Source organism: Pseudomonas sp. H2_D02, assembly GCF_054677635.1.
Genome location: NZ_CP162816.1, coordinates 1,504,455 through 1,524,950 on the forward strand (window position 1 = coordinate 1,504,455; position 20,496 = coordinate 1,524,950).

Annotated in this window: 12 protein-coding genes and 3 pseudogenes; 1 reads left to right on the forward strand and 14 read right to left on the reverse strand. The window is 59.3% G+C overall.

Annotation, left to right across the window (positions count from 1 at the left end; genetic code table 11):
- Positions 1-64: 64 nt before the first annotated feature.
- The 14 genes and pseudogenes from AB4N42_RS06880 to exaC all read right to left on the reverse strand — a co-directional run bounded on the left by AB4N42_RS06880 (position 65) and on the right by exaC (position 17,983).
- On the reverse strand, positions 65-985 hold the full coding sequence (locus AB4N42_RS06880) for a restriction endonuclease (protein WP_460116006.1): 921 nt from the start codon (positions 983-985) through the stop codon (positions 65-67).
- Between the two features lie 201 nt (positions 986-1,186).
- A complete protein-coding gene (locus AB4N42_RS06885; RefSeq protein WP_460116007.1) occupies positions 1,187-4,387 on the reverse strand; it encodes a type I restriction endonuclease subunit R in 3,201 nt (1,066 codons plus the stop codon).
- A pseudogene (locus AB4N42_RS06890) lies at positions 4,388-4,507 on the reverse strand (restriction endonuclease subunit S); the annotation flags it as partial.
- Between the two features lie 501 nt (positions 4,508-5,008).
- Positions 5,009-5,744: pseudogene (locus AB4N42_RS06895) on the reverse strand (restriction endonuclease subunit S); the annotation flags it as partial.
- Positions 5,741-7,717 (reverse strand): type I restriction-modification system subunit M, encoded by a 1,977-nt coding sequence (locus tag AB4N42_RS06900; protein WP_460116008.1) that lies wholly within the window; start codon positions 7,715-7,717, stop codon positions 5,741-5,743. The pseudogene AB4N42_RS06895 and the gene AB4N42_RS06900, both read right to left, overlap by 4 nt.
- Before the next feature lie 483 nt (positions 7,718-8,200).
- Positions 8,201-8,932 carry a LexA family transcriptional regulator gene (locus AB4N42_RS06905; protein ID WP_030140401.1) on the reverse strand — a complete coding sequence of 244 codons (732 nt, stop codon included), beginning with the start codon at positions 8,930-8,932 and terminating at the stop codon, positions 8,201-8,203.
- 194 nt (positions 8,933-9,126) lie between these two features.
- The gene (gene ppa, locus AB4N42_RS06910) at positions 9,127-9,654 is read right to left on the reverse strand and encodes an inorganic diphosphatase (protein WP_003205933.1); all 528 of its coding nucleotides are present in this window, start codon (positions 9,652-9,654) and stop codon (positions 9,127-9,129) included.
- Positions 9,655-9,756: 102 nt separating this feature from the next.
- Entirely contained in the window at positions 9,757-10,578 is an 822-nt protein-coding gene (locus AB4N42_RS06915; RefSeq protein ID WP_460116009.1) for a M90 family metallopeptidase, read from the reverse strand.
- A 6-nt stretch (positions 10,579-10,584) separates the two neighbouring features.
- Positions 10,585-11,241, reverse strand: coding sequence for a DedA family protein (locus AB4N42_RS06920; protein ID WP_460116010.1), 657 nt, complete (start codon positions 11,239-11,241; stop codon positions 10,585-10,587).
- A 562-nt stretch (positions 11,242-11,803) separates the two neighbouring features.
- Positions 11,804-12,265, reverse strand: a complete 462-nt coding sequence (locus AB4N42_RS06925; RefSeq protein ID WP_249873203.1) for a GNAT family N-acetyltransferase — start codon at positions 12,263-12,265, stop codon at positions 11,804-11,806.
- A 107-nt stretch (positions 12,266-12,372) separates the two neighbouring features.
- On the reverse strand, positions 12,373-13,197 hold the full coding sequence (eutC, locus tag AB4N42_RS06930; protein ID WP_460116011.1) for an ethanolamine ammonia-lyase subunit EutC: 825 nt from the start codon (positions 13,195-13,197) through the stop codon (positions 12,373-12,375).
- Between the two features lie 26 nt (positions 13,198-13,223).
- Entirely contained in the window at positions 13,224-14,618 is a 1,395-nt protein-coding gene (locus tag AB4N42_RS06935; RefSeq protein WP_431144423.1) for an ethanolamine ammonia-lyase subunit EutB, read from the reverse strand.
- A gap of 200 nt (positions 14,619-14,818) precedes the next feature.
- The gene (eat, locus tag AB4N42_RS06940; protein WP_030140395.1) at positions 14,819-16,189 is read right to left on the reverse strand and encodes an ethanolamine permease; all 1,371 of its coding nucleotides are present in this window, start codon (positions 16,187-16,189) and stop codon (positions 14,819-14,821) included.
- 273 nt (positions 16,190-16,462) lie between these two features.
- Positions 16,463-17,983, reverse strand: coding sequence for an acetaldehyde dehydrogenase ExaC (gene exaC, locus AB4N42_RS06945; protein WP_030140394.1), 1,521 nt, complete (start codon positions 17,981-17,983; stop codon positions 16,463-16,465).
- A 536-nt stretch (positions 17,984-18,519) separates the two neighbouring features.
- Here exaC and AB4N42_RS06950 point away from each other — a divergent pair.
- Positions 18,520-20,425 (forward strand): annotated as a pseudogene (locus tag AB4N42_RS06950) (sigma-54-dependent Fis family transcriptional regulator).
- The last annotated feature ends 71 nt before the right edge of the window (positions 20,426-20,496 follow it).

The window sequence follows — 20,496 nt, forward strand, 5'->3', positions numbered from 1 at the left end:
TATGCCATCACTCAAGGCCACAACAGTTATGCGGTTATGGTCCCTCTGTCAGAAAAGCTGCTGCTCATTCCTCATCGAAATAATCGCGATCCAACGTCGGCAGCCGCAAGATTCGTGATGTAACGCCCACTTCGTGATCCATCATCAAGTGCACCAGCCGCATGCCGTCCACCAACACGATGCCTTCCACTGATTTAGCGAAGTCGATTGCATGAGCGGTGAAACCAGATGTTGTGATGAAAACGCCGCGTTTGGCTTTTTGCCCGGCGAGCGCACCGTAGAACGCCTGCAGCTCAGGACGGCCCACTGTGTTTTGCCACCGCTTGGCTTGCACGTAAACCTTCTCGAGTCCCAGCTTATCGAGCGAAATAATGCCGTCGATGCCAGCATCGCCAGAGCCGCCGACCCGCTGTAGGTCATTGCGGCTGGCGCCGTAACCCAGGCGATGAAGCACATCAAGTACGATGACTTCGAAGCGGTTAGGGCTCACCTGTAACAAGTTGTCCAACAAATCGGCAGCAGTTGCGTTGCGTAATTCCTGTAGGGCTTGTTCGAGGCGATCATCTGGGCTCGCGGTTGCGGAGGTTACGTCAGGCCCAATAGGCGTTTCGTCATCAAGCGGGGCTGCGTCGGGGGCAACCTTCAGCTTCACATTCATATAGCCGATGGCTAAATGTTCAACTTCATCGGAAGGCAAGGGGGCTGGATGGTCTTTGGCGTAAGTCGCACCTGTCTCCGTCAGTTTCCAATATCCACGTTTGGCGCTACTGGATAGGCCGGCGCGCTTCAGCCGATCATGCGCCCAGCCCGCTCTGTTTTTATAGATGGCTTGCCCGCTGGCGATTACTTCTTCACGTTGTTCTACGGTCAGTTGCAGCATCTTGGCTGCCGCCTCATGGGCATCCCGAGCAAGGGCTCCGGCAGGTTTGGTAGCGAGAAAGCGCAGGATGGGTTCGATGAACTGATCGTAGGTTGGAACGGACATGGACGCTTCCCTGTGATGGCTACTTTTTGCGGTCGAGGAGGGAGTATAAGTTACGGTTTCTCAGGCAACCCATAGCGAGTGAGTCGTGGCGCTATCAAAGCGTAAGCTATTGTGTAGCCGGGGGACTGATGTAGCAGAGCTTTCCCGCACCGTAAATTCCCCCGTCGTTTTAGTAATTGAGTTTTCCCGATGAATAACCCATCAGGCACCGTGCCGTGGATCCTCATCGAAGCCAGCCGTCGTCTTCAGCATCTTTAGAATCACCAGCGCAAACGCCCGACTTTTGGTTTCGTTGTCCAAAACTTCCAGCGACAATTTCTCGTGGTCGGTCATGGCGTCCAGTACGGTGTTAAGCACTCGCTTCGGAAACAGGCCGTGCATCACTTGTTCGATCGAGTGGTTATTTACCTGCGCCATCACATCTTCCTGACGACTGATGCGTTGAGCGATGCCGGCAAGGAATTGCAACTGATCGTCGTCACTCACTTCGGCGCCAAATATCTCGTTGAGCGCCTCAATAATTTCCGATAAACGCTTTTTCTCCGGGTCGTGAGGTTTACCGCTGCCCACATCGCTGCCAGGTTTCAGCTGGTAGTTACCTTGTTCCTCGCTCAGGTGCAGTTGATGCTCGGCACGCTTGCTCAGTCGGTAATGGGTCAGTTGCAGCTCGCCCACGTCCACGTCGTCTTGTTGTAGGCGATCCAACCGCAGCAGTGGGTGCAAATGCTTGGCGTACACGCAAAGCTGCTCCAGCTCGCGGTCCTCGTAAGCCACAATCTGCGAGAGGAATTCGTACAGGCGCACGAAGCTCTGTAAGTTTTTTCGGAACAGGTCGAGTTGATCTATTTGTTCGCCAGCCTCTTTCAGCTCGAACTCTGCTTTTTTCAGTCCGTTACTATCACCGTTGGCTTCAGCCATACGTTTGAGGTCTAGCGCCTGCTGGCGCGACTCTAACGACATGGCGTAACGCTTGGCAAAGCGCTCCTTGGCCGGCGCGCAGTAATAGCTGAGCTTACTGGCCGCAGCCTTGGAGTCGAAGAAAGCCATGGCGAACGCCTCGACCTCCTGCCAGTAGTAAATTCCCTCGGCATCCAGCTTCTTCTGAAGGTCGTAGATGATTTGTGGGTCCGTCACATCGCTCAGCTCGGCCTTGGTGTAGTACGGCAAGAAGGCGTCGAGAATATCCTGCGGCTCGTTGAAGAAATCGAGGATGAAAGTTTCTTTGCTGTCGCCGAAAGTACGGTTCAGCCGCGACAGGGTCTGCACGCAGTCCACGCCTTGCAGTTTCTTGTCCACGTACATGGCACACAGCTTGGGCTGATCGAATCCAGTTTGATACTTGTTGGCCGCGATCATCACGTTGAAGTCTGGGGTATCGAACGCCAGTGCTAGGTCGCGGCCATTTAGGCCTGGGTTGAGCAAGCTGCTGCTTTCCGTCACTTCTTCAGGGATCGCCTCATCGGGTAGCACGCTGCCAGAGAATGCCACCAGTGGGTGCACATCGTTGTAGCCCATCTGCTTTACATAAGCCCTCACCGCTAACTGGTAACGCACCGCTTCCTGGCGGCTGCTGGTCACCACCATGGCCTTGGCTTGGCCATTGAGCAAATGGCGGATATTGGTGCGGAAGTGCTCGACGATCACTTCAACCTTTTGACTGATGTTGTATGGATGCAAGCGCACCCAGCGCGCTAGCTTGATACGTGCCTTCTTGCTCTCCACCTCATCGTCTTCGCCGTCCGGGTGGGCGATCTTCCAGGCGGTGCTGTAGGTGGTGTAGTTCCGCAGCACGTCGAGAATGAAACCTTCCTCGATAGCCTGGCGCATGGAGTAAAGATGGAAAGGCTCCGGCTTGTTGCTGGAGCTAGCCGGCAGCGTAGGGTCAGCCGGACGACCGAACAGCTCTAGGGTCTTGGGTTTGGGCGTCGCAGTGAAAGCGTAATAGCTGATGCGCTCGTTCGGTTGGCGCGCTTGTACAGCAGCGTCCAACAATTCTTCGGCGCTGATTTCCTCGGCGTCTTGTGCATCGCTACCGAGTATCTGCTTCAACTTGCTAGCTGAGGAGCCGGTCTGCGAAGAGTGCGCCTCGTCAGCGATTACCGCGTAGCGCCCGCTAGCCAGCTTGGGATACTTGTCTAACGCATCGAACAATGCAGGAAAGGTCTGGATGGTGACGATGATGATGCGCGTCTGCTCAGCCAGCGCCTCGACCAATTGTTCGGATTTGCTCTGGCTGCTGGTTTCACGATTGATCTGCTTGACCACGCCTTGGGCATGCTCGAACTGGTAGATGGTTTCCTGCAGCTGCTTATCCAACACGGTGCGGTCGGTAATCACGATCACCGAGTTGAACAACCGTTGGCCGGCATCGTCGTACAGCGAGGCCAGTTGATGCGCCGTCCAGGCGATGGAGTTGGACTTGCCCGAGCCGGCGCTGTGCTGGATCAAATAGCGCTTGCCCGGCCCTTCGGCGCGGGTGGTGTTGATCAGCGTGTCGACCACTTCCCACTGGTGGTAACGCGGGAAGATCATCGTCTCCTTGGTCACCGGCGTGCCGTCGAAGCCTTCGCTGGTTTTCTTGTCCAGGTGCAGAAATCGCCCTAGCACCTTGAGCCAGGCATCCGGCTGCATCAGGCGTTGCCACAGGTAGCTGGTGGCGTATTGGCTGTCATCTTCCGGCAGCGGGTTGCCCGCGCCGCCTTCCGCGCTGCCGAGGTTGAACGGCAGGAAGAAGGTGTCCTTGCCCGCCAGCTTGGTGGTCATCGCCACTTCGTTCTGGCCCACGGCAAAGTGCACCAGCGCACCGCGCTTGAAGGTCAGCAGTGGCTCGGGCTTGCGTGTGAGCGGGTCTTTTACCGGACGATCCTGCCGATACTGGCGCTTAGCGTTTTCCACCGACTGCTTGAACTCGCTTTTCAGCTCCAGCGTGGCGGTGGGGATGCCGTTGACGAACAGCACCAGATCCAGCCGTGGGTTATAGGTCTGCCCACCGCTGCCAGCCTCGCGAAAATGCGGCGAGTAGGACACCTCCGGCACCACGCGCAGGCGGTTGCACTGGTAGCGTTTGAGGGTGTCCGGATTCATGCCGTGGTCGGGCTGAAAGCTGCACAGCTCAACCTTCACCGCCGGCAGCTTGAAGCCATGGCGCAGCACATCGAGCGTGCCGCTCTGCTCCAGCTCGCGTACCAGCTTTTGCACCAGCACATCATCCGGGTTGTTCGGGTTGGCCTTGGCGAACTTGTCCCAACGCTCCGGCCAGGCCTCCTTGAAGTAGCCCAGCACATCTTCGGTATACAGCGCCGTGCGCCGGTCGTAGCCGCTGGCCGTGCCCACCAGCCAGCCTTGGGTGGCCAGGGCGTCGATAATGTCTTGTTGAAACTGAGCTTCCTTGCTGTCCGCCATTTATACGGCCTCTGCTTCTAATACGGGGGCTTGCGCGCGGGCCGGTGGCTGCCAGCCGCGCACGTCGATTTTGCCAGTGACGGCGGCGGAGATTAGAGCTGAGCGGCGTTCTTGGAGAATGACGATCAGCCGATCTGCTTCACTTTTCAAAGCCTCAGACTCGTTAATCAACGAATCAATGCGCTCCATGATCTGCTGCCTTTCAACCTCTGGCGGGATGACAATGACGATGTTTTTGAATTGATCCCAGTAAAGTCGCAGTCGAAAGTCTGTAATCCCGTAAGAATTTTTACGCATTTCCTCGACAGCACAGCCCGTTCTCAAAAGCTGTTCTACATATCTTGAGATATCTTCGTTTTTAGGGCGGGCCACTACATATGCAGGGCTAACAAGGCCATCTACGAGGACAGCACCAAACCCACCCTGCCACGCTCTCATCATGTTGTAGACAAGGTCCCCGGGGCGAACTCGCTTGTACTTCTCGCGATCGTCTATGCGGGTGATTTTTCTGTCCGACTCCTCCTCTGACAACTCCTTATCAGATACCCCGTGATGAATCGAAACACGTAACACAGGAAGCTCGGCCAGCCCTTTATCCGCAGCTTCCGAGTAAACGGCACCTATTCGCAAAGTCTCCCAATGCGCCAGGCACCTCGCCTAGCCATTCCGCGCCGGAGTCTTTCATCGGCACCGTGGGATCGAGGCCTTTGGTGACGGCGTGGGAGATCACGGCCTGGCGCTTTTCCTTGAGCAGTTCGATCAAGCGCTGCTGCTCTTCGATCAGCGCGTCGATGCGGGCGGTTTCGTGGTCGAGGAAACGGGCAATTTGGATCTGTTCTTGAACTCCTGGAGCTGGAATCTTTAGATTGGCAATAATTTCTTGGTTGATATTTGGTTGTCCGCCGCCGGACGCGTATAAATCGATGATGCTTTGCTTGAAAACGAGCAGCCAATAAAACGTGAATTTGACATGCAAGTGATTCGGCCGAGTCAACAAACAGCATGCTTGATTTGTAGTTGCTTCAACGCCTAGGATTCCAAGTCGTCCTATCGTTGCGCCATACATAGCGATGGCTAATGAACCTGCAGGATGAAGTCGTAGGGCTGAAAAAGCCGAAATAGCCTTAGGTGAAAGTAGTTTTTTTGTCTCCCAAATAATACTTTCTCTCAGCTCGCCTGTTGTCACCCAAGGCACCGTTCCTCCCTCGTACCATTCAGTCTCACTGGTTGGTGGCGTAGTGCCGCTACCAAGCTCCCCAAATGCATGAGATATCTTCCACGACTCCCAATATGTGGGTACCGCCCCTAGCCATTCGACCCCGGAATCCCTGTAGTCCGGATACGCTGGAAACGTCATGCCGATAGCTCCTTGATCATCAGCTTGATGCGGTCGGTGCAAGCTTTCAGGTCTAGGTCGATTTCGGCCAACGGACGCGGCGGTTGGAACACGTAGAAGTGACGATTAAAGGGAATCTCGAAGCCAACAATACCGACTTCGCCATCCTGAGCATCAGTTTTGCTTTCGTCGATCCAGGCATCTGGTACATGGGGCATGACTTCGCGCTGGAAATAGTCGTAAACCGACTCCCCCAACGGCACGTTCTCGTTGTCGCGCAGGCTAGCGTCCGCTTCCGGCTGGCCCTTGGTGGTGCAAATATCCGCCTCGGGGTCGCGCTCGCTCAGGTAACTGAGCAGGGCTTTCAGCTCCGACGCACTGAGGCTGATACTGTGTGCGGTAAGGGTTTTTTTCAGCTGCTTGCTGAATTGCTCACGGTTTCGGTGCAGCACCCTGGCGTCCATGGTTTGCAGGGCGGCTATCAATTGCTGCTGAGCGGTGCTGTCGAGTTTTTGCAGAGCTTTTTCTTCCAATACGTTGTCGATTCGCTCGGCGCTGGTTTGGAAGTTCAGGCGCAGCGGGCGCTCGACAGTTATGCGGCGATAGCCGAAGGCATCGACGGGGAAGATTTTGCTCTGTGCAGTTTGCTCGAAGCTACCGTACAGGCGCACCAGTTCGTTGATTTGATCTTCGGTGATGTACTGGCGCTTGCTGCCGAGCGACTTGCGCATTTTGGCGTAGTGCTGGCTACCGTCGATCAACTGCACCTTACCCTGGCGCGCGGCAGCCTTATGGTTGCTGAGTATCCACACATAGGTAGCGATGCCGGTGTTGTAGAACATGTCCGTCGGCAACGCGACGATGGCTTCGACCAGGTCGTTCTGCAGCAGGTAACGGCGGATTTCCGACTCGCCAGAACCCGCGCCACCAGTAAACAGCGGCGAGCCATTGAGGATGATACCGATGCGCGAGCCTCCCTCACGCGGGTCACGCATCTTGCTGACCAAGTGCAGGAGGAACAGAAGTGAACCGTCGGATACCCGTGGTAGGCCGGGGCCAAAGCGGCCGTCGAAACCCTTGTGGGTGTGCTCGTCGGTGATCTGCTTTTGCACTTTTTTCCATTCAACACCGAAAGGCGGATTGCTGAGCATGAAGTCGAAGCGCTTGCCGGCCAGTAGATCGCTGGACAGCGTGTTCCCGAGCTTGATGCTCGTCACATCCTGGCCCTTGATCAGCATATCCGCTTTGCAAATGGCGTAAGACTCGGGATTTAGCTCCTGGCCATGCAGTGAAACGCTGACTTTGTCGCTGATGGATTGAATATACTCATCACCTTCTGACAGAAATCCACCCGTGCCCGCCGTCGGGTCATAGATCGTGACGATGCTGTTGGGCGTAAGTTTGTGATCCTGATTGGTAATCACCAGCGAGGTGGTGAGGTGCACGATGTCGCGCGGGGTGAAGTGCTCCCCGGCAGTTTCGTTAGAGCTTTCTGCGAATTTGCGGATCAGCTCTTCGAAGATGATGCCCATACCGAAGTTGCTGATGCGCTCGGGGCTCAGGTCGGTAGCAGCAAATCGTTGCACCACTTGATAGAGCAGGTTGGCGCTGGACAACTGTTGGACGAAGTCTTCGAAGTGGAAGTGCTCGAAGATCTCGCGGGCGTCCTTGCTGAAGGCCTGTACGTAACTCATTAAGTCGGCGGCGGTCTGGGTGTCCGACAGAGTTCCTAACGTCAGCGGCGAAGCATTGAAAAATTGCTGGCCTGCGGAGCGCAGCAGGATCATTTCTCGCACGGTATCTGGACGGCCTTCTTGGGCGAAAGTTTGCTTGATCACTTCGTCTTTCGTCGGTGCCAGCACGCATTCCATACGGCGCAATAAAGTGAACGGTAGGATGATGCGGCCATACTGGGATTGCTTGAAATCACCACGCAGCAGGTCGGCAATCGACCAGAGAAAGGCGGCCGTCTGGGAATGATTTTCCGTGTTCACGCAGCAACTCCTTGGAGTAGGCAAAAAAGCCGAGTTTAACCCGCTGGACTAGCTACATGTCATAGGTCATGCAGGATTGATAGGTTATTGGGAGGATTTGGGCGTTGATAGTTCGGGTAAGGGCTGAGTCTGGGCTGGGGCAAGGGTTATGGAATAAAGCTCAGACATTAAAAAGCCGGCTTATGGCCGGCTTCTCGTTGACTGATTCAGCTCGTTTTTGACAAACCTTACCAGCCTTCAAAACGTACATCCGGCTCTTGCGGCCGGCTGTGGGACTTGGTCAGAAAGTGATCTGCCTTGTCGGTGCGAGGCGTGGGCTCGCAAATGTGGGGCGGAGGATACGCGGGTTTGCTTTGGAATCCCAGTGGTAAGTGGTGTGGAATCATTGGGTTAGGGGGATTTAGGGGGAAAGCAGGGGGCTGCTGCGCAGCCCAGCGGGAGCAAGCTCCCTCGCCACGAAAAGCGATCCCTGCCGTTGGGGAGTCAATCGAACACCGGCGGTCTCTGTTTGTTGAGGGTTGACCACCAGAACACCCAGCCGATCACGTGGATGTGTTGCTTGTCGATCTGTTCTGCGCTGAACACCTCATCAGGATACGCAGCGCTGTTATGACTACGCAGCCGCAGTCGGTTACCGGGGATTCGATGCAGGTATTTGATACGCAGCATCCCGTCGTGTTCGAGGGCGTAGATTTGGCCGTCGACGATTTGGGTCAGGCCGCGGTCGATGGCGAGGGTGGAGCCGTCTTCTATACGTTCGGCCATGCTGTCGCCGACCATGGTGGTGCAGATGGCGTCGCTGGGGTCGATTTCGAGGGATTCGAGGTGGCTGCGGGGCAGGCGGATGGATTGGTCGGGGATTTCGGTGATGTGGGTTTTGGTTTCGCCGGGGGCGATGGGGACTTCCTTGTAGAAAGGCAGTTCGATGTCCGTGGGTTCCGCCACGCTGTAGACGCCGTCGTTTTCGGCGGCTTCATAGGTGGTGCCGGGGCCGAGGCCCAATGGCGTTTGCGGGCCTTCGCCGCGGGCGAGCCATTCCGGGCTGACGGTCAGCAGGCTGGCGATGGAGTGGATGCGCCCGGGCGGGATGCCACGGTTGAACCAGTTGTTCACGTGTTGGGATTTCACGCCGTACAACTTCGCGAAGTCGGCGGATCGGATGTTCGCTTCTCTGAGAAGGGCTCTGAAGCGGTCGCCACTGGAAAGTATTTTCATAAACGGAAAGTTTAGAGACGACTGTGTTTTGGGCAATAAACATGTCGTGTGAATTTATAAGACGATCTTTCCGTTTGCGGGAATCGAAACTGGCAATGTAAACGTGGGTAAACGCTACTAATACGAAGTTGTATTAAGTAGGGTCCAGGCATAAAAAACCCCGGTATTAACCGGGGTTCTTTTTAAGTTCGATTTCAGCCTTTGTAGGCGGCAACCGACTTGGTGATCGCTTCGCGGGCGGCGTCTGCGCCGGCCCAGCCTTCGATCTTGACCCACTTGCCTTTTTCGAGGTCTTTGTAGTTCGCGAAGAAGTGCTCGATCTGCTGGATCAGCAGTGGTGGCAGGTCGGTGTATTCCTTCACGTCGACGTACAGTTGCGACAGTTTGTCGTGTGGCACTGCGATGACTTTGGCATCGCCGCCGCCGTCGTCGGTCATGTTCAGGATGCCGACTGGACGGGCGCGGATGACCGAGCCTGGGGCCACTGGGTATGGGGTCACGACCAGCACGTCGAGGGGGTCGCCGTCGTCGGCCAGGGTGTTGGGGATGTAACCGTAGTTGGCCGGGTAGAACATCGGGGTGGCCATGAAACGGTCAACGAACAGGCAATCGCTGTCTTTGTCGATTTCGTATTTGATCGGGGCGTGGTTGGCCGGGATTTCGATCGCGACGTAGATGTCGTTCGGCAGGTCTTTGCCAGCCGGAATCTTGCTGTAGCTCATTGGGCGGTGCCCCCGTTAGTTGACCAGATGACTGGTCGGATTGACCAAAAAGTGGCGGCGATTATAGGCATATTCGTCCGCTGATGCCACGTTCCCAAGGTCTTAGAGACCTTGGTATGACGCCTGATAGACCGGATCTTCGGCCTGAAGTTGCCGCAGCCGGGCCAACGGATCCTGGCGGTAGAACGCCTTGAGCTGTTCGTACACCTTGGGATAGGTCTGGTGCAGCAGGTCCGGGGCGCTGAAGAAGTATTCGCTGGTGACGGCGAAGAATTCGGCCGGGTTTTCGGCGGCGTAGGGGTCGATGGCGGTTTCTGCGTCGGGGTTGTGGTCGAGTTGGCGGTCGAGGTCGTCGAAGGCTTGCTGCATGGCCTCGGCCCAGTCGCTGACGCGCATGTCGGCGTGCAGCGGTGGCAGGCCGTTGGCGTCGCCGTTGAGCATGTCGAGTTTGTGCGCCAGTTCGTGGATCACCAGGTTGTAGCCGTCCCAGCCGCCGCTGGCCATGACGCCGTCCCAGGCCAGGATGATCGGGCCTTGGGGCCAGGCTTCGCCGCTGTGTTCGCCGTCCCATTCGTGTTCGATGCCGCTGGCGTCGCGGTAGCGCTGGGGGCTGAGGAAGTCGTCGGGGTAGAGGACGATTTCGTGGAAGCCTTGGTACCAGTTCAGTTCGCCGAGGTGCATCAGCGGCAACTGGGCCTGGGCGGCGAGCAGCAGGCGTTGTTCCTGGTGCAGTTCGACGCCGGGCAGGGCGGTGAGGTGTTTATCGTGCAGGAACAGGACGCAGGCTTCCCGCAGCCATTGGTCCTCGGCGGCGCTGATGCCGTCGAGGAAGCTCAATTGTTGGCGCACCCGCTGCCAGGTGTCCTCGGCCACGGGGTGTTTGGCGAGGGTGCGTCGGCGGCGCCAGTTGCTCAGGGACCACATGGGCGATCAGCGTGTTTCGGCTTTCGAGGCGCGTTGGCTCAGTTTGCTGCGCACCAGGCTGATGATCATCGGCAGCAACGACAGCAGGATGATGCCCACCACCAGCAGCGACAGGTTCTGCTTGATGAAGGGCACGTTGCCGAAGAAGTAGCCGAGGGTCACCAGGCCGCCGACCCAGAGGACGGTGCCGAGGACGCTGAAGCCGAGGAAGCGCAGGTAGTTCATTTTGCCGACGCCAGCGACGAAGGGCGCGAAGGTGCGGATGATCGGCAGGAAGCGCGCCAGGGTCACGGTTTTGCCGCCATGTTTGGCGTAGAAGTCGTGGGTTTGTTGCAGGTAGTCGCGGCGGAAGATTTTCGAGTTGGGATTGCTGAAGAGTTTTTCGCCAGCGGTGCGGCCGATGAGGTAGTTGGTGCTGTCGCCGAGGATGGCCGCGAGCATCAACAGGCCGCCCAGCAGCATTGGGTCCATGGCGCCACCGGCGGCGACGGCGCCGGCGATGAACAGCAGGGAATCGCCGGGCAGGAAGGGCATGACCACCAGGCCGGTTTCACAGAAGATCACCAGGAACAGGATGGCGTAGACCCACGTCCCGTAGTTGGTCACCAGCATGTCGAGGTAGACGTCGAGATGCAGGATGAGGTCGAGGGGGTTGAAATCCATGTGTAGCACCTTGGTGGCGGCCCGGCTCGGCGGGCTGGTGGGTCTGGCTTTTGAGTATGACTACAGGGTGTGTAGCTTTTTCTTACAAGCTGGGACGAGCGGCATTATACGGTGGGGATTGTGAAGCGCGTGTTGAGTTTGTAGCTGGGGATTTCTGAGGGATTGGCTGGATGAGGCGTGGCTCGGACCGTTTTTGTGGTGAGGGAGCTTGCTCCCGCTGGACCGCGAAGCGGTCCCCCTCAAAAGCTGACTCGGTCAGGCTGGTGTACCGCGTGCTTAGGTTTTGGGGCTGCTGCGCAGCCCAGCGGGAGCAAGCTCCCTCGCCACGGGGTGTGGTGTCAGTGGAGTTTGTTTGTGGAGCGGGATTCTGTGGCGAGGGGATTTATCCCCGCTGGAGCGCGAAGCGGTCCCCCTCAAAAGCTGGCTCGGTCAGGCTGGTGCACCGCGTGCTCAAGTTTTGGGGCTGCTGCGCAGCCCAGCGGGGATAAATCCCCTCGCCACACGGTTTCACCAGCCACAAGGGGTTCACTCAGCCACAGAGTTTTTAACCCAGCCACAGGGGTCAGAGCCCTTCGCTGATTGGCAGCACGTAGTTCTTGAACTCGGTGTCTTCCTTGAAGCCGATCGATTCGTAGGTTTTCTGCGCGACTTCGTTGTTGCTGCTGGTGGAGACGCGCATGCGCACGGCGTTGGTTTCCTTGGCCATTTTTTTTGCGGTGCGGATCAGGTTGTCGGCGACGAGTTGGCGGCGGGCGTCTTCGGCGACGTAGATGTCGTTGAGGATCCACACGCGCTTGAGCGACAGCGACGAGAAGCTGGGGTAGAGCTGGCAGAAGCCGAGCAATTTGTTGTCGTCGTCATCCGGCAGGGCCAGGTAGATGACCGATTCCTTGCGGCGCAGGCGCTTTTCGAGGAAGGCTCGGGACGAGTCCGGGTATGGCAGCGAGCCGTAGAATTCCCGGTATTTGACGAACAATGGGGTCAGCAGGTCCAGGTGTTCCAGGGTCGCTTGGATAATCCGCATGGTAGGTCTCGTCTGCAAAGGTCGACAGATATTCAGACAACAATGTCGCGCTGCCGTGCTTTTGATGCTGCCTGAAAGCGGATCAAAAACGCAATCGGATAAACGGATCAGTTGCGGGGCGGCGCCAGCAGGAAATTACCTTTCATATCGGCAGGGTTTTCCGACTCTAGAGTATGAACCTGGGCTTCGTCCTTCAGATTGACCCCCGAAAGCTGACGGCGGCAGGCCTCGCGCATCAGGTAGATCAGGCGATGGGCCGCCATCCCGTAGCTCAAGCCTTCGAGGCGGACGTTGGAGATGCAGTTGCGATAGGCATCGGTCAGGCCGACCTTGGGGGCGTAGGTGAAATACAGCCCGAGGCTGTCGGGGGAGCTGAGGCCGGGGCGTTCGCCGATCAGGATCACCGACATTTTCGCGCCGAGCCGCTGCGCCACTTCATCCGCCACGGCGACGCGACCCTGTTCCACCAGGACCACCGGCGAAACGGACCAGCCTTCGGCGGCGATCTGTTCTTCCAGCCGCGCCAGGAACGGCAAGGTATGGCGATGCACCGCCAGCGCTGACAGGCCGTCAGCCACCACGATAGCCAAATCCACGCCGCCGGGATGGGCCGCCGCGTACTCGTCCAGGATTTGCGCGGATGCCTCATCGAGCCGCCGGCCCAGGTCCGGGCGCTGTAGATAGCTATGGCGGTCGGCTGCGGCACTGTGGAGCAACAGGCTTTCACGGCCGCGCTCAGTCAGTTGTGCGCGAATGCCCTGGTGATCAAACGCCAGGTGCACCGCATCGCGCGCCTGGGCGTGGGCGAATTGGAAATCCAGTTGCGCCGAGGTCGGCAGGCTGGTGCCGGTGCGGCCCAGGGCAATGCGCGCCGGGGTGAGGTTGCGCAGGTTCAGCCAAGGGTTTTGCGAATCGACAGGTTTTTTATCCATGGGCAACTCACTCATAAAAATGCGGCTTATCCCAAATGCGCAAGGGCCTGGCGAAACGCCGGTGGCAGGTTGTCGCCGAACCGCACCCGGCCATCGGCCTGGGTGAAGATGCCCATGTTCGCCAACCACGTTTCGAATTCCGGCGCCGGCTTCAGGCCCAGGGTCTGACGGGCGTAGAGGGCGTCGTGGAACGAGGTGGTCTGGTAGTTGAGCATGATGTCGTCGGAGCCGGGGATGCCCATGATGAAGTTGATCCCGGCCACGCCCAGCAGGGTCAGCAGGGTGTCCATGTCGTCCTGGTCGGCTTCGGCGTGGTTGGTGTAGCAGATGTCGCAACCCATCGGCACGCCCAGCAACTTGCCGCAGAAGTGGTCTTCGAGGCCGGCGCGGATGATTTGTTTACCGTTGTAGAGGTATTCCGGGCCGATGAAGCCTACAACCGTGTTCACCAAAAACGGGTTGAAATGTCGCGCCACGGCGTAGGCCCGGGTCTCGCAGGTCTGTTGATCGACGCCGTGGTGGGCGTTGGCCGACAGCGCGCTGCCCTGGCCGGTTTCGAAATACATCAGGTTGTTGCCGAGGGTGCCGCGATTCAGGCTGAGGCCGGCGTCGTAGCCTTCTTTCAAGATGTTCAGGCTGATGCCAAAACTGGCGTTGGCCGCTTCGGTGCCGGCGATGGACTGGAACACCAGGTCCAGGGGCACGCCACGGTTCGCCGCTTCGATGGAGGTGGTGACGTGGGTCAGCACGCAGCCCTGGGTGGGAATGTCGTAGCGCTGGATGATGGCGTCGAGCATTTCCAGCATGGCGCAGATCGAGGCGGTGCTGTCGGTGGCCGGATTGATGCCGATCATGGCGTCGCCGTTGCCGAAGAGCAGGCCGTCGAGGATGCTCGCGGCGATCCCGGCAGGTTCGTCGGTGGGGTGGTTGGGTTGCAGGCGGGTGGACAGGCGCCCGCGCAGGCCGAGGGTGCCGCGGAATTTGGTGACCACGCGGATTTTCTGCGCCACCAGCACCAGGTCTTGCACGCGCATGATCTTTGACACGGCGGCGACCATTTCTGGCGTCAGGCCCGGAGCGAGTGCCCGCAGGCTCTGCTCATCGGCGACGTCGCTGAGCAGCCAGTCGCGAAAACCGCCGACGGTGAGGTGGCTGACGGCGGCAAAAGCTTGTTTGTCATGGGTGTCGACGATCAGCCGGGTGACTTCGTCGATCTCGTAAGGAATCAGCATTTCTTGCAGGAAATGGCTGAGGGGCAAGTCAGCCAAAGCCATTTGCGCGGCCACGCGCTCGCCATCGTTGAGGGCGGCGACTTCGGCGAGGAAATCCCCGGAACGCGCCGGGCTGGCCTTGGCCATCAGGTCTTTGAGGCTGTCGAAGCGGTAGGTCTGGGCGCCGACGGAATGGGCGAATGCGGCCATGGGCGGTGTCCTCCTGGTTCTCTAAATACTCAAATACAACCCGTAACCCTGTGGGAGCGAGCTTGCTCGCGATAGCGGAGTGTCAGCAAAAATACTTGTCGACTGATACACATCTATCGCGAGCAAGCTCGCTCCCACAGGGGACGGTGTGCACTTTTAAATAGCAGGCACCGAGCCCTCGGCCCGGTGCCGGTGCAACTTCAGATACCTGTGAGCATAGCGTCCGCCGGCGCGTCGGAGCGCTGCTTGGCGGTCAGTTGGAAATACAGGTAGCCGACAATCATGAACCCGAGGAACACCAGGCCGATCAGGGTGTTGAACCACGCCATCGCCACCAGGCACACCACCGCCAGGAACAGCGCGATGCCCGGCACGAGCGGATAGCCCGGCGCGCGGAAGGTGCGTTCCAGGTTCGGTTCGGTCTTACGCAGCCTGAACAGGCTGAGCATGCTGATGATGTACATTACGATGGCGCCGAACACCGACATGGTGATCATCGCCGCCGTCAGGCTCATGCCCTGCAGGTTGACCAGGCCATCGCTGTAGATCGCCGCGATGCCGATGACGCCGCCGGCCAGGATCGCCCGGTGCGGAGTCTGGAAACGCGAGAGTTTTGCCAGGCCGCGAGGCAGGTAGCCGGCCCGGGCCAGGGCGAAGAACTGCCGCGAGTAGCCGAGGATGATCCCGTGGAAACTCGCCACCAGGCCGAACAGGCCGATCCACACCAGCATGTGCATCCAGGTTGAATCGTTGCCGACCACGGCCTTCATGGCCTGGGGCAGCGGGTCGTTGATGTTCGACAGTTGCCGCCAGTCACCGACGCCGCCGGCCATGATCATCACGCCGATGGCCAGGAACACCAGGGTCAGGATGCCGCTGACATAGGCGCGGGGAATCGTGCGCTTCGGGTCCTTGGCTTCTTCGGCGGCCATGGCCGCGCCTTCGATGGCGAGGAAGAACCAGATGGCGAAGGGGATCGCGGCGAAGATGCCCGGGATCGAGGCGAGGGTGAACTCATTGGAGCCCGACCAGCCGTTGAGCACGAAGTTACTGAAGCTGAAGCCCGGCGCGACCACGCCCATGAACACCAGCAACTCGGCGACCGCCAGCACGGTGACCACCAGCTCGAAGGCGGCGGCGATGCTGACGCCGAGGATGTTCAGGGTCATGAATACGATGTACGCGCCAACCGCCGCGAGCTTGGGATCGAGCTCGGGAAACTGCACGTTGAGGTAGGCGCCGATGGCCATGGCGATGGCCGGCGGCGCGAAGACGAATTCGATCAGGGTGGCGATCCCGGCGATCAACCCGCCTTTCTCACCAAAGGCCCGTCGACTGTAGGCAAAAGGCCCGCCGGCGTGGGGAATTGCGGTGGTCAGTTCGGTGAAACTGAAGATGAAGCAGGTGTACATCAACGCCACCATCAGGGCGGTGACGAGAAACCCCAGGGTCCCTGCGGTGCCCCAGCCGTAGCTCCAGCCGAAGTATTCGCCGGAAATCACCAGGCCGACGGCAATGCCCCATAAATGCAGGGTGCCGAGTGTGGGTTTGAGTTGGGTGGTAGAAGTCATAAGTCCTCTCTGTCTTTTTTATTGTTTGATCTGTTGGACTTTCGGGTTTGCTGTGGAGCGGGCACGCAAGGCTCATGCCAGAGCGGTGGGGCATTGATTCTGTGTGTGAGTGAGGGCGCCATCGTCGGATCGCCGCCCGGAGCAAGCTCGCTCCCACAGTGGATCTGTTGCCAACCCTGGAAACGAGTTATCCACAGATCCCTGTGGGAGCGAGCTTGCTCGCGATAGCTATCTTAAGGGCGAAGCAGGAATACCTGCTTCACCCTCTTTGGCTTAGAAGAACCCCAACGGATTGATGTCGTAGCTCACCAGCAGGTTCTTGGTCTGCTGGTAGTGGTCGAGCATCATCTTGTGCGTCTCACGCCCGACGCCGGACTTCTTGTAGCCACCGAACGCAGCATGCGCCGGGTACAGGTGGTAGCAATTGGTCCAGACGCGACCGGCCTTGATCGCCCGGCCCATGCGATAGGCGCGGTTGATGTCGCGGGTCCACAGGCCGGCGCCAAGGCCGAACTCGGTGTCGTTGGCGATCGCCAGGGCTTCGGCTTCGTCCTTGAAGGTGGTGATGCTCACCACCGGGCCGAAAATTTCTTCTTGGAACACGCGCATCTTGTTGGTGCCCTTGAGCAGGGTCGGCTGGATGTAATACCCGGTCGCCAGGTTGCCCTCGAGTTTTTCCACCTTGCCGCCGGTCAACAGCTCGGCGCCTTCGCCCTTGGCGATTTCCAGGTACGAAAGAATCTTGTCGAATTGCTGCTCGGAGGCCTGGGCGCCGACCATGGTGTCGGTGTCCAGCGGGTCGCCGCGTTTGATCTGCAGGACTTTCTTCATCACCACTTGCATGAATTCGTCGTAGATCGACTCCTGCACCAGGGCGCGGGATGGGCAGGTGCAGACTTCGCCCTGGTTGAAGAACGCCAGCACCAGGCCTTCGGCGGCTTTTTCGATGAAGCTTGGCTCGGCCTGCATGATGTCTTCGAAGAAGATGTTTGGCGACTTGCCGCCCAGTTCAACGGTGGACGGGATGATGTTCTCGGCGGCGCATTTCATGATGTGCGAGCCGACCGGGGTCGAGCCGGTAAAGGCGATCTTGGCGATGCGCTTGCTGGTGGCGAGGGCTTCGCCAGCTTCCTTGCCGAAACCTTGCACCACGTTCAGCACGCCCGGTGGCAGCAGGTCGCCGATCAGCTCCATGAGCACGCAGATGCCCAGCGGGGTTTGCTCGGCCGGCTTGAGCACCACGCAGTTACCGGCGGCGAGGGCCGGGGCGAGTTTCCAGGCGGCCATCAGCAGCGGGAAGTTCCACGGGATGATCTGCCCGACCACGCCCAGCGGTTCGTGGATGTGGTAGGCCACGGTGTTGCCGTCGATCTCGGCGGCGCTGCCTTCCTGGGCCCGCAGGCAGCCGGCGAAGTAGCGGAAGTGGTCGGCAGCGAGGGGGATGTCGGCGTTGAGGGTTTCGCGCACGGCCTTGCCGTTGTCCCAGGATTCGGTGATCGCCAGGGTTTCGAGGTTCGCTTCGATGCGGTCGGCGATTTTCAGCAGGATCAGCGAACGCGCCTGGACGGACGTGGCGCCCCAGGCATCGGCGGCGGCGTGGGCGGCGTCCAGGGCTTTGTCGATGTCTTCGGCTGTGGAGCGCGGGAATTCGGCGATGGGCTGGCCATTGACCGGGGATGTGTTGGTGAAGTACTGACCTTTGACAGGCGCGACGAACTCGCCGCCGATGTAGTTACCGTATTTAGCCTTGAACGAAACGATAGCGCCTTCAGTACCGGGGTGAGCGTAACGCATGATGAGTTCTCCTTGGCTTTTGTGCTTATTAGGGAGCCGCGCAAATTCGCGCTGGTACTTAAGCCTAGAGCAAAGGTCGGGCCACTGCCTTGCGGGGCCCGGAAATCAAGACTTTAGGAGGAGTTGGTCGGACAAACGGAGGGGCTGTGTCACGGTTGCGATACGCGGGGTGTGACAGTTTGTGCCATGGGTGAGACAGTCTGTGACCGGCAGGTCGCGCCAGCATTGCAAAGGCGGTTGGGCTGGAGGATGCTGGGCCTCACCAAATTGGCCTGCCCAGCAATGTTGTGGCGAGGGGATTTATCTGTGGCGAGGGGATTTATCCCCGCTGGGCTGCGAAGCAGCCCCCAAAGCAGCCAACTCGATCAACCTGATGCACCGCACTCTCAGGTTTTGGGGCTGCTGCGCAGCCCAGCGGGGACAAATCCCCTCGCCACAGGGGTGAGTGTCAAGCACAGGTCTAAGTGTCAAACACAGGTTAAGTGTTAAACAGTTGCTCCAGTAAGGCCGTTACCTTCGGGGAGAACAATAAGAAAATGCACAGCAACCACTTGAGTCGCCATGCCCAGCAAGTCCTGACGGTCACCCAGGGCAAGGCCCATTTGCAGGGCCCTGGCAGCGATCCGTCGATTGCCCGTTCCTGGCTGCGTTGCCTCGAGGACTATCACCTCGACCCGGCCCAGAACCTGGCGCCGACGGTGCTCGAGCACGGTCGGGTGCTGGAAAGCCGCGAACGCTTGCAACAGGTGCTGCACATCGCCGGCACGGAAATGACCAGCCTGCATCAACAACTCTCCGGCGCCGGCCACGCAGTGCTGCTGACCGACGCCCGGGGCGTGATCCTCAATTGCGTCACCGCTCCCAGCGAACGGAAGATTTTCGAGCGGGCCGGCCTCTGGCTCGGCGCCGACTGGAGCGAAGCCTGCGAAGGCACCAACGGCATCGGCACCTGCCTGGTGGAACGCCAGGCCCTGACCATCCACCAGGAAGAACATTTTCGTGGCCGCCACACCGGCCTGACCTGCTCGGCCAGCCCGGTGTTCGATCCCCAGGGCGAGCTGCTGGCGGTGCTCGACGTGTCCTCGGCGCGGCCGGACGTGTCGCGCCAGAGCCAGTTTCACACCATGGCACTGGTCAACCTCTCGGCGAAGATGATCGAGAGCTGCTATTTCCTCCGATGCTTCGACAACCAATGGCTGCTGCGCTTTCACTTACAGGCCGAGTCCGTGGGGCTGTTCAGTGAAGGGCTGATGGCGTTCGACGGCGAAGGGCGAATTTGCGCGGTGAACCAGAGCGCGCTGAACCTGCTCGGGCATATCCGCGGTGGCTTGCTGGGTCAGCGGGTCGAGGATTTTTTCGATTGTTCGCTGGATGAATTGATGGGCCGGGCCAGTGCCCAGGCCAGCGCCAGTTGGCCGCTGCGCACCCGCGATGGCCGGCACCTGTTCGCCGTGTTGCGCGGCCAGCCGCGCAGCGTGCCGGTGCCGGTCGCGCCGGCCTTCAAGGTTATCGAGCCGGCCCGTCTGCCGGGGATCTGCTTGGGGGATGCGGCGTTGCAGGAGCATTTTCGCAAGGCGCTGCGGGTGTTCGAGCGCGATGTGCCGCTGCTGATCCACGGCGAAACCGGCTCCGGCAAGGAGGCGTTCGCCAAGGCCGTGCACCACGCCAGCCAGCGCGCCGGGAAAAATTTTGTCGCCCTCAATTGTGCGGCCATTCCGGAAAGCCTGATCGAGAGCGAGCTGTTCGGTTATCGCGGCGGCAGTTTCACCGGGGCGCGCAAGGAAGGCATGCGCGGCAAGCTGCAGCAGGCTGACGGCGGCACGCTGTTCCTCGATGAAATCGGCGACATGCCCCTGGCTTTGCAGACCCGGTTACTGCGGGTGCTGGAGGATCGCCAGGTGGTACCCATCGGCGGCGAGCCCGAGGCGGTGAACGTGCGCATCATCAGCGCCACTCACCGACAGTTGCTCGATCGGGTGCGGGATGGCAGCTTCCGTGAGGATTTGTACTACCGCCTCAATGGCTTGGAAATCCCGCTGCCGGCGTTGCGCGAGCGCAGTGACAAATCGCAGTTGCTGGATTTCCTGCTGGCCGAGGAGAGCGGCGGCGAAACGGTCTTTATTGACGAACCGGCGCGCCAGGTGTTGCTGGGGTTCGACTGGCCGGGCAATGTGCGGCAATTGCGCAATGTGTTGCGTACCCTCGCTGCGTTGTGTGATGGCGGACGGATCGGGCTGGAGGATTTGCCGAGCGATGATCCGCCAGCGCTCGGTTGTGATGGTTGAAGCCCCGACTGAACACCCATTGGAAGATGCCGAGCGCCTGGCATTGCTCGATGCACTGGAGCGCCAGCGCTGGCACATGACCCACACGGCGGAACAACTGGGGATCAGCCGCAATACCCTTTACCGCAAGCTGCGTAAACACGCGATTGCCCGATAAAGCACTGACTGCCTTTGTGGCGAGGGGATTTATCCCCGCTGGGCTGCGCAGCAGCCCTAAAGCAGTGAACT

Coding starts and splice junctions, on each gene's coding strand:
- AB4N42_RS06880 (WP_460116006.1), bottom strand. CDS start 985: ATGTCCGTTCCAACCTACGATCAGTTCATCGAACCCATCCTGCGCTTT.
- AB4N42_RS06885 (WP_460116007.1), bottom strand. CDS start 4,387: ATGGCGGACAGCAAGGAAGCTCAGTTTCAACAAGACATTATCGACGCC.
- AB4N42_RS06905 (WP_030140401.1), bottom strand. CDS start 8,932: ATGAAAATACTTTCCAGTGGCGACCGCTTCAGAGCCCTTCTCAGAGAA.
- ppa (WP_003205933.1), bottom strand. CDS start 9,654: ATGAGCTACAGCAAGATTCCGGCTGGCAAAGACCTGCCGAACGACATC.
- AB4N42_RS06915 (WP_460116009.1), bottom strand. CDS start 10,578: ATGTGGTCCCTGAGCAACTGGCGCCGCCGACGCACCCTCGCCAAACAC.
- AB4N42_RS06920 (WP_460116010.1), bottom strand. CDS start 11,241: ATGGATTTCAACCCCCTCGACCTCATCCTGCATCTCGACGTCTACCTC.
- AB4N42_RS06925 (WP_249873203.1), bottom strand. CDS start 12,265: ATGCGGATTATCCAAGCGACCCTGGAACACCTGGACCTGCTGACCCCA.
- eutC (WP_460116011.1), bottom strand. CDS start 13,197: ATGGATAAAAAACCTGTCGATTCGCAAAACCCTTGGCTGAACCTGCGC.
- AB4N42_RS06935 (WP_431144423.1), bottom strand. CDS start 14,618: ATGGCCGCATTCGCCCATTCCGTCGGCGCCCAGACCTACCGCTTCGAC.
- eat (WP_030140395.1), bottom strand. CDS start 16,189: ATGACTTCTACCACCCAACTCAAACCCACACTCGGCACCCTGCATTTA.
- exaC (WP_030140394.1), bottom strand. CDS start 17,983: ATGCGTTACGCTCACCCCGGTACTGAAGGCGCTATCGTTTCGTTCAAG.